Annotated in this window: 9 protein-coding genes; 2 read left to right on the top strand and 7 right to left on the bottom strand. The window is 67.7% G+C overall.

The window, feature by feature from the left end:
- Positions 1 to 81: 81 nt before the first annotated feature.
- From WG924_RS04905 to WG924_RS04880, 6 genes are all read right to left on the bottom strand, one after another.
- Positions 82 to 1,578: a cupin domain-containing protein gene (locus WG924_RS04905; RefSeq protein WP_345931902.1), complete on the bottom strand. Its 1,497-nt coding sequence runs from the start codon at positions 1,576 to 1,578 to the stop codon at positions 82 to 84.
- Between the two features lie 114 nt (positions 1,579 to 1,692).
- Positions 1,693 to 2,739 carry a TauD/TfdA family dioxygenase gene (locus WG924_RS04900; protein ID WP_345931901.1) on the bottom strand — a complete coding sequence of 349 codons (1,047 nt, stop codon included), beginning with the start codon at positions 2,737 to 2,739 and terminating at the stop codon, positions 1,693 to 1,695.
- A 60-nt stretch (positions 2,740 to 2,799) separates the two neighbouring features.
- Complete coding sequence (locus tag WG924_RS04895) at positions 2,800 to 3,018, bottom strand: MbtH family protein (RefSeq protein ID WP_345931900.1); 219 nt, start codon at positions 3,016 to 3,018, stop codon at positions 2,800 to 2,802.
- A 121-nt stretch (positions 3,019 to 3,139) separates the two neighbouring features.
- Positions 3,140 to 4,189 carry a FecR family protein gene (locus tag WG924_RS04890; RefSeq protein ID WP_345931899.1) on the bottom strand — a complete coding sequence of 350 codons (1,050 nt, stop codon included), beginning with the start codon at positions 4,187 to 4,189 and terminating at the stop codon, positions 3,140 to 3,142.
- Positions 4,190 to 4,371: 182 nt separating this feature from the next.
- Positions 4,372 to 4,905 carry a sigma-70 family RNA polymerase sigma factor gene (locus WG924_RS04885; protein WP_345931898.1) on the bottom strand — a complete coding sequence of 178 codons (534 nt, stop codon included), beginning with the start codon at positions 4,903 to 4,905 and terminating at the stop codon, positions 4,372 to 4,374.
- A 139-nt stretch (positions 4,906 to 5,044) separates the two neighbouring features.
- The gene (locus WG924_RS04880) at positions 5,045 to 6,007 is read right to left on the bottom strand and encodes a diacylglycerol/lipid kinase family protein (RefSeq protein ID WP_345931897.1); all 963 of its coding nucleotides are present in this window, start codon (positions 6,005 to 6,007) and stop codon (positions 5,045 to 5,047) included.
- A gap of 486 nt (positions 6,008 to 6,493) precedes the next feature.
- Here WG924_RS04880 and WG924_RS04875 point away from each other — a divergent pair, with 486 nt between their 5' ends.
- A complete protein-coding gene (locus WG924_RS04875; RefSeq protein ID WP_345931896.1) occupies positions 6,494 to 7,255 on the top strand; it encodes a pseudouridine synthase in 762 nt (253 codons plus the stop codon).
- Complete coding sequence (locus tag WG924_RS04870; RefSeq protein ID WP_345931895.1) at positions 7,252 to 7,770, top strand: winged helix-turn-helix transcriptional regulator; 519 nt, start codon at positions 7,252 to 7,254, stop codon at positions 7,768 to 7,770. Before WG924_RS04875 ends, WG924_RS04870 begins: the two co-directional genes overlap by 4 nt.
- Positions 7,771 to 7,841: 71 nt before the next feature.
- On the opposite strand, the gene WG924_RS04865 is transcribed toward WG924_RS04870, so the two are convergent.
- On the bottom strand, positions 7,842 to 8,639 hold the full coding sequence (locus WG924_RS04865; RefSeq protein WP_345931894.1) for a crotonase/enoyl-CoA hydratase family protein: 798 nt from the start codon (positions 8,637 to 8,639) through the stop codon (positions 7,842 to 7,844).
- Between the last annotated feature and the right edge of the window lie 63 nt (positions 8,640 to 8,702).

The following is an 8,702-nucleotide window of genomic DNA, read 5'->3' as shown; positions in this document are numbered from 1 at the left end:
ATGCCTGTGCTCCAGCCGTCTGTCGCAGTGCCGTGAAAGAAAGATCAGGGAAGAATGCCGCCGGGGATCTGCCGGCGCAGATCAGCCGCGCGCACCAAGTCGGAGCTCGGCCACCAGCGGCTCGATCCAGTCCTCGGGAATGATCGGCTGGTGGTAGACGCATTCATCCGACAGGATCGACGAGCCGTGCAGCCGGCCCATGGGCACCAGCACCATCTCGCCGGGCGCCAGTGCCAGCGACATGCCCAGATTGCCCCAGAACACCATGTCGCCGGTCTCCACCGCGACCAGCCGGTGATCGTCGTGAACATGGGTGGTGGAGCACATCTCGCGCGGCTCCACGAAGGTCTCGCGGTCGATATCCGGGCATTCGGCCTGAATGCGGCGGTCGATCAGACCGGCGATGTCGCGATAGCGGTCGATCGACGACAGCCATTGCACCTGTTCCGACAGATCGCGCTCCGCCGCCATCCGCATCGCCGATGCCGCGGCCAGCCCCTGGCCGATGCGGGCCAGACCCGCCTGACCGAAACGGGCCTCGGCAACCTCCTGCGCCCGTGCGAAACGCCGCCCCAGATCCTCGATCGCGGCGGCCGGGGTCAGGTTATGGCCGGCAAGGCCGGCGCCAGCACCACCCGCCATCGCCCCGGCATCGATCCCCAGCCCCTCGGCCGCCTGGGCCAGCAGGCAGCCGAACGAGATCCACTCGGCCTCGGCCGCGAAGGCGGCACCCCACAAGGCCAGCGCCCGATCGGGCCTTGCCGCCAGCGCATGCAGCAGGTTGCAACTGCCAAGGCTGGTCGACAGATAGAACTGCCAATAGGAATGCGGCTTCAGGTCGACATCGCAATGCCGGGCCAGCCGGGCGATCAGCCGGTCATCCACGGCATCGAGCGCCAGCTTCGGCGCGCCATCGGTGCCCAGCGGCTGGAAAAAGCCGGCGGCCCCGGCCCGCGCCAGGGCGGCGCGGCGGGTTTCGGCCAGGCTCCATTTCTGGATCAGGATGAAGCGCAGCCCCTGTTCCAGAAAATCCTTGCGGCGCAGATGGCCGGCCACCAGCCCCCAGAACCCCGCCTCGCGGTTCAGGATGTCACGCAGCAGGCTGGCTTGATCGCCGGCATCGACCGGCGCCGGGGCATCCGACAGGTGATCGAAGACGAAATCTTCCAGGAACGGTCGGATGCGCGCACCCATGGTCCGGCTTTCCGCGCCATAGAAGCGCTCGAAATCGGCCAGGGCCTCCGGGCTGCCGTCGCGCGGCAGGCGGCAGATATCCATCTCGTTGATCGACAGCAGCAGCCGCTGGGCCGCCAGCGACGGCAGCAGCGTTACCGTCTCAGGCGTCACGGCATCGTCGAAGCGGATGAAGGACAGATCCTCGGGCCGCGCCGGACGGCGATAGAAATCCTCGTCCAGCACCAGTTCGTCGACCATGGCGCTGCGATAGGGATGCAGATCGGCGAAGCCGGCGACCAGATCGCGCATCGCATCCTGTTGGCCCCGATGGCGGTCGAAGCTGAACAGCGGCGCGGGATTGCCGGCGGAATGGCTGGCAGAGCGGGCGGGGGTATCGGACATGTCGTCGGGTTTCCCATAGAGTCGCGAGTGGACTGGCGCGAGTGGACTGGCGCGAGGGGACTGGCGCGAGGGGACTGGCGCGAGGGGACTGGCGCGAGGGGGCGGTGATGCCGGTCAGCCGCCGGCCACACCATGCAGTTCGACCGCGCCATGCGGTTCAGCCATGGCGACCAGAATCCGGCGCGAGCCGTTGAATGGCGCACGGCCATGGCTGACCAGCATGTTGTCGAGCATCAGCACATCGCCGCGCGCCCAGGCGAAGCGCAGCATCTCGGCCTGATAGGCACCACGGATCTCGTCGAGCACCGCGTTTTCCAGCGGCGCGCCATCGCCGTAATAGACGTTGCGGGGCAGATCTTCCTCATCCACCACCGACAGCAACGTCTCGCGCAGATCCGGGTCCAGCGCCGAAACATGGAACAGATGGGCCTGATTGAACCACACCGCCTCGCCGGTCTGCGGATGCACCGCCTCCGACTGGCAGATCTGGCGGGTGCGCAGCCGGTCGTCGTCGAGCCAGTCCCAGGCGATGCCCTGGGCGCGGCAGAAGCCCTCGACCGCGCGCCGGTCGCTGGTGCCGAACACCTGCGACCAGGGCAGGTCCAGCCCGCCGCCATAATTGCGGACATACATCAGCCCGCGATCGGCGAAGCGCCGCCGGATCGCCGGATCGATGCGCGCCAGCACGGCGCGGCTGTCGGCGATCGGCGTCTCGCCGGCGGTGTCGGGTGCCAGATCGCAATAGAACCAGATCTTCATCGGCCAGCGCCGGGTATAGGATTGCTCGTTGTGTTGAGGGATCCACTGATGCGCGGGATATTCGGTCGAGGAATAAACCCCGCCCTCGATCCGGCTGCGCGGGGTGGAGCCGAACTCGTAATCGAGCAGCCCGCCGCCTTCGCCACCGCTGCCGGCAAAGCCGCGGGCAAGCGCGTGGAAGGCGGCGGCGCCGGCGACCGTGAAGCCGCGAAACAGCACCGCGCCGCAATCATCCAGATGCAGCGCCGCCAGATGGCGCAACTGCTCGGCATGGGCCTCTATCGGACGGGCGGTGACGGCATCGGCCGGTTGAACGGTGACCAGACGTGTGCCGGCCTGCTGGAGCGCGCCAACGGTCAGGTCCGCGCCGGCCGGGGGGCCTCCGGAAGCGGTGACGATCAAGGGAATGACCCTTCGGCTTGAAGACATGTCAGGGGCGGTAGGGCTGTCCGCGCGGTGCGATCACGACGCGGCCTCGGCGCCATCCATGGCCCGGCGCAGGCTCAATGGCCGCATATCGGTCCAGACCTCGTCGATATAGGCGAGGCAGTCGGCCTTGGGCCCCTGCTTGCCCACCACGCGCCACCCGGCCGGCACCGGCTTGTAGGTCGGCCAGATCGAATACTGCTCCTCGTGGTTCACCACCACGTCGAACACCGTATTATCGTCGCCCCAGCTCATGGGTAGATCTCCGTCCAGTTGCATGTATGAAAACGATTCTCATTTGCAGTCGTAGCTAGGACGGATGCGGTTCAGGAATTTTCAGGGCCGCGGCAGATTTTTCTGCAACTGGCAGTCAGAATTAACCAACAATAAGCACGTAGGGCGTGATGGTCGTCACCTTGCCCCCATAGGGCGTCAGCGCGGTGCGCAGGGCCAACACCGGGTTGCGCAGGTCATAGACGCCGGTCACGCGGCCGTCTTCAAGCGCCCGGTCGCGCACCACGATCATGCCGGGGTAATAGCGGCGGATCTGGTCGATCACCTGGCCCAGCGGCATGTTTTCCACCACCAGCAGGCCATCGCGCCAGGCGGCGACCTGGACCGGCGGCAGGCGGTCTTCGGTGAAGCGGCCGGTGGCGCGGTCGATCCGCAGCCGTCCGCCGGGGTCCAGCCGCGTCTCCCGCGGGGCCGCCGCCGGCACCGCGCCGTCATAGCGGACATGCACCGCGCCGCTTTCCACCCCCACGCTCAACATCGCCGGGTCCAGCCCCACGCCGAAGGCGGTGCCGATATCGACCACGGTCATGGCGTCGCCGGTCACCGCGAACCGGCGGCTGCGATCCTCGGCGACGGTGAAGAAGGCATCGCCCTGCAAAACCTCGACGCGTCTCTGGCTCTGATCATAGGATACGGTGATCGCGCTGGCCGCGTTCAGGATCACCACGGTGCCGTCCTCCAGCACCACTTCGCGGCGTTCCCCCGCGCCGGTGACATGGTCGGCCCGCAGATGCAGCACGGCCTGCGGCAGCACCGCAACCGCCAGCGAGGCCGCGATCGCAAGCGCGGTCGCCGCCGCGACGACGCGAACCGCGCGCCGACGGCGCCGCGGCGGGGCCAGCGCGGTCACCGATGCGGGCGGTGGCTCAACGGCAGCCGGCGCCGGCTCCCCGGTCGCCGCCTGATGCCGGCCGGGCGGTTCCGGCCGCGACGCAATATCGGCCACGGCACCGGTCAGACGCCAGACACGCACGGCCCGCATCCAGGCACGGTCATGGGCGTCGCTGGCGGCGCGCCAGCCATCGAGGGCCGCGCGCAGCCGGGCATCGTCCGGGTCCGCCTGAATTTTCAGCAGCCAGTCCAGTGCTTCGTCCCACACCGGATCAGTCTTGTCGTCGGAATGCCCCGTCATACCCCTCAGGCGTCCGGATCTGTCAGCCGCTCCGCGGCACGGACCATGATTGGTCCGCCCTACCCATTCAAGACGGGCCGGCCGCCTGTTTTTTCAGGCAATGTACCAGCGGACGCAAGATTATTATGCGTGCCTGCAACCGCCTGTCATGCACACACGCCGCCAGCAGCCGGATCGGCCGGTCAATCCAGCGCGTCCAGCCTGGCCGCACAATGGGTCATGGCCTTCTTGACCATCTGGTGCACCAGGGTCACCGACACGCCCAGGCCGTCGGCCACATCCTGAAGCGAGCGCCCGCCCATGCGGTGCTGTTCAAAGGCGATGCGGGTCCGTTCGGGCAGTTCGGCCAGCGCCTCGGCCACCACCCGCAACTCGTCGCGGTCGATCGCCTCCTGTTCCGGCGTCGGCGTGGCCGATGGCAGCGCGTGGAAGGCATCATCGCCCAGATCGGTGATCCGCCCCAAGGCCCGGTGACGTTCCCAATCCATCGCGATGTTGCGCACGATGCGGTACAGATAGGCCACCGGATGCAGGATCGGCTTGCGGTCGGCGGGCAGGCTTGCGGTGCCCGCGAAGCGCAGATAGGCTTCCTGAACGACATCCTCGGCCCAGGCACGGCTGCCCAGCAGCGGCGCTGCATAATCCACCAGCGCCGATCTGTGGGCCAGATAGACCTGAAGCTTCTGATCGGCATCGGTCACGGACGGGGTCGCCATTCTGCCGCTCATGGGTTGGGGTGCGGTGACGCCAGACACTGTGCCAGCAGATGCGTGCAACTGCAACTTACTCGCATTGTTTTCCAGTGATGGCGCCAAAATCACACAACCCGGACGCATCCACCCGAGGCAATCGGCTTCAGCGCCGGGGCGTTATGGGCCATAGCAGGTTCAGGCTGCGGTCCGCAACCCGGATGCGTGTCGGCGTGACAGCGATCGGGTCGCCATCGGCCTGCACCGACAGGCCATGCGGCGCCAGAATATCCACCGACCGTGCCGGCACCACGCGCACATCGCCCAGCCGCGCCAGCCGGCCAAGGCTCAGGGCCACGCCATATCGGGCCAGATTGATCGCCCCGCCCCGCCCCAGCAGCACCACATTCATGCCCGGCCGGTTGATGTCGCCATCGGGCACGGCGCGGAAGGCGCCGCCATAGAACCGGCCATTGACCGCGATGGCGGCCACGGCCCGCGCGGGCTGTCCGTCGATCAGCAGATCGATCGGGGGAAAGCGATAGCGGAAGGCCTGCGTCAGCGTCGGTTGGAGATAGGCCAGCTTGCCCAGCCGCCATTTCATCTGCGGCCGGTCTGCCAGCGCCGCCACCACCGCCGCGTCGAACCCCACCCCCACCATCAGCAGGGCATGGCCACCGGCGGCAGCGATCGGCGTCACCGGCCTGACCTGTCCATGCAGGATCGGTTCCGCCAGCGATTGCGGATGGCGCGTCAGCCCCATCTCCAGGGCCAGAACATTGGCGGTGCCCACCGCCAGCACGCCCAGCGGCAGTGGCGAGGCCGCGGCGATCAACCCATTGGCGGCGGCATTGATGGTGCCGTCGCCGCCGGCCGCGACCACGATATCGGCGTCCTCTGGCCCGGTGCCGCCGGCAATCGCGCCGATCTCTTCCGGTGTGCGGGCCTCGGCGATCAGCAACTGGCAGCCATTCGCCCGCAGCAGCTCCAGGGTCGCGGTCAGCAACCGCCGGCCCGATCCGGTTCCGGCCAGCGGATTGGCGATGACCAGCAACCGTGGTGGCCGGGGCAACCTGCCGCCGCCATCCATCGCCGCACCCAGCCGAACGGTCTCGGTTCCGGTTCTCATCAATACCCGCAATCCATGAACACGCTGGCTGGCACCTGTGCCACAGGCGGGCCGCCGGGCAGTCTTGCAGACATCCCGACACCACGCCAGTTACGTCCGTAAGACAGCTTAGGTCCGCAAGGCAGCTTACGTCCGCAAGACAGCTTACGTCCGCAAGACCGGGGCGGATGCCGGCATGCGCCGGATAATGACCGTTGACAGAACGGCACGGCCGACGCACCTTCCGCCCCATGTTGGATCATCGGTATGTTCACCGCGGCCTGAACCGGTCCGGAAATCTCATCGCGGGCACTCTGCCCCGGATACAGCCCGTATAACGGTTGGCCGCATAACGGTTCGCCGTATAGCGGCTGGGTCCGGGGTTCTTGACCTCGGCCGTCCGACCCCGACCCGTCGGGCGCGCCAGTCCCCTGTCAGGTCATGTGGCCGCCGCCCCGCCCACGGGCGCCGCCGCCGCCGCATGCAGCGCCCCCGGATACCGCCCCCATGCCCATGCCCCGCCAGACGCCAGCGGTCTCGCCCGATCTGGCCAGCCTGCCGCGCGCCTTGTCGAAACTCGGTTATTGTTCCCGCACCGAAGCCGCGGCCCTGATCGCGGCCGGCCGGGTCAGTGTCGATGGCCGGCCCGCACGCGGACTCACCCAACGCGTCGATCTTGCAAACAGCGTTCTGCAGGTCGATGGCCGGCGGGTGGTGCCGGCAGGCCTGGTCTATCTGATGCTCAACAAGCCGCGCGGGCTGATCACCACCCGCAGCGATCCCGACCAGCGCGGCACGGTCCATGACTGTCTGGCCGGGCTCGATCTGCCCTTCGTCTCGGCGGTGGGCCGGCTCGACCGGGCCAGCGAAGGCCTGTTGCTGATGACCAACGACACGCTGTGGGCGGAACGCCTGCTCAACCCGGCCTCGAACGTCGCCAAGACCTATCACGTCAAGATCGACCGCCCGGCCGACAGCAACCTGTTGCGGGCGCTCGAACAGGGCATCGATGGCCCCGAAGGCTGGCTTGCCGCCCGCTCGGCGCGCCTGCTACGCTGTGGCCGCCGGTCGTCCTGGCTGGAAATCGTGTTGACGGAAGGCCGCAACCGTCAGATCCGCCGCCTGCTGGCGGAGCGTGAGGCCGGCGTGCTGCGGCTGGTGCGGGTGGCCGTGGGCGGGGTGGCGCTGGGCGATCTGCCCAAGGCGGCGGTGCGGCCGTTGACCGATGACGAATGGTGCCGGCTGACCTGGCTGGAGCCGGCCCGGTGACCGACATCGACACGGTGACCGACATCGACACGGTGACCGACATTGACATAGTGACCGGGGCGGACACGGCCGCACCGCCCCGCTTGCCGGAGGATGACGGCGCTGTCATCGTCGACCCCATCATGCCCGCGATCGATGGAACCATTGCCATGCCGCGCCAGACCAGCCGCACCGGCCCCCAGCCCTCGGCGCCTCCGGAATCCGGCAACGGGCCGCCGCCGGTCACCGCCCTGCTCGACATGCTGGGCCGGCGTTGGATGCTGCGGGTGCTGTGGGCCCTGCGCGGTGGGCCGCTCAACTTCCGCGATCTTCAAGAGACCTGCGACGGCATGTCGCCCAGCGTGCTGTCCCGGCGGCTGGCCGAGCTGCGCGAGATGGGGCTGATCGAGCCGCCGGGCGGTGGGGATGGCTATCGGTTGACCTCACCCGGCCAGGAACTGGTGGCGGTCCTGACGCCGGTCTCGTTCTGGGCAGAGCGTTGGCGGCGCGAGATCAAGGGTAGGGACGCTTCATAACTAATTGTTTTTACATAAACTTCTAAAATGGTAGCGTAATTGCTACCATTTTAGAAGTGACAATACGGCGGTCAGCGACCCTTGAAGTCGGGCTTGCGCCGATCGATGAAGGCGTTCACGGCTTCCATCTGATCATCGGTGCTCTGGACCAGGGCCTGCATGCAGCTTGCCATCTCCAGCGCGGTCGGCAGCGGCACGCCCTGGCTGTCGCGCAACAGGCGTTTATTCAACCTCAGGCTGTGCGGCGGGTTGGCGGCGATGCGCGTGGCCAGCTTGCGGGCCTCGTCCATCAACTGATCATCGGGCACGACGCGCGAGATCAGGCCGATCCGGGCCGCCTCCTCGGCATCGACGAAATCGCCGGTGAAGGTCATCTCGGCGGCGCGCGAATAGCCCACCACCCGGGGCAGGAACCAGGCCCCGCCATCGCCCGACACCAGCCCCACCCGCATGAAGCTTTCGGCGAACACCGCCTTGGTGTTGGCCAGGCGGATATCGCACATCATCGACAGGTCGCAGCCGGCGCCCACAGCCGCCCCGTTGACCGCCGCGATCGCCGGCACCTCCAGCGAATACATCGCCATCGGAATCCGCTGGATGCCGTACCAATAGCCCCGGCGGATATCGACCGGCTTGGTGCCGAACATGCCCTCGCGGTCGCGCATCTGCTTCACGTTGCCGCCCGACGAGAAGCCGGCGCCGGCGCCGGTCACGATCACGCAGCGCACTTGCATATCGCGGTTGATCCGCTCGACATGGCCGACCAGCGCCTCGATGATCGCCTCGGAAATCGCGTTGCGGGTTTCGGGCTCGTTCAGCGTCAGCGTGACGACGCCATCGGCCTCGTCATAGAGCACGGCTTCCGACATGGGGGAGTTCCTCCGGTTTGGTCTGGTTGTGTTGATTTGTCTTACACGGCACGGCCGGCCGGG

The sequence above is a fragment of the Tistrella arctica genome (genome assembly GCF_039630945.1).
In the GTDB taxonomy this organism is placed as follows: Bacteria; Pseudomonadota; Alphaproteobacteria; order Tistrellales; family Tistrellaceae; genus Tistrella; species Tistrella bauzanensis.
Note: the sequence above shows the minus strand (reverse complement) of the source record. Positions and strands in the feature narration are given on the sequence as shown.

Excerpts from the sequence above, each read along its gene's own strand:
- WG924_RS04905 (WP_345931902.1), bottom strand. The coding sequence starts at position 1,578 with ATGTCCGATACCCCCGCCCGCTCTGCCAGCCATTCCGCCGGCAATCCC.
- WG924_RS04895 (WP_345931900.1), bottom strand. The coding sequence starts at position 3,018 with ATGAGCTGGGGCGACGATAATACGGTGTTCGACGTGGTGGTGAACCAC.
- WG924_RS04890 (WP_345931899.1), bottom strand. The coding sequence starts at position 4,189 with ATGACGGGGCATTCCGACGACAAGACTGATCCGGTGTGGGACGAAGCA.
- WG924_RS04885 (WP_345931898.1), bottom strand. The coding sequence starts at position 4,905 with ATGGCGACCCCGTCCGTGACCGATGCCGATCAGAAGCTTCAGGTCTAT.
- WG924_RS04880 (WP_345931897.1), bottom strand. The coding sequence starts at position 6,007 with ATGAGAACCGGAACCGAGACCGTTCGGCTGGGTGCGGCGATGGATGGC.
- WG924_RS04875 (WP_345931896.1), top strand. The coding sequence starts at position 6,494 with ATGCCCATGCCCCGCCAGACGCCAGCGGTCTCGCCCGATCTGGCCAGC.
- WG924_RS04865 (WP_345931894.1), bottom strand. The coding sequence starts at position 8,639 with ATGTCGGAAGCCGTGCTCTATGACGAGGCCGATGGCGTCGTCACGCTG.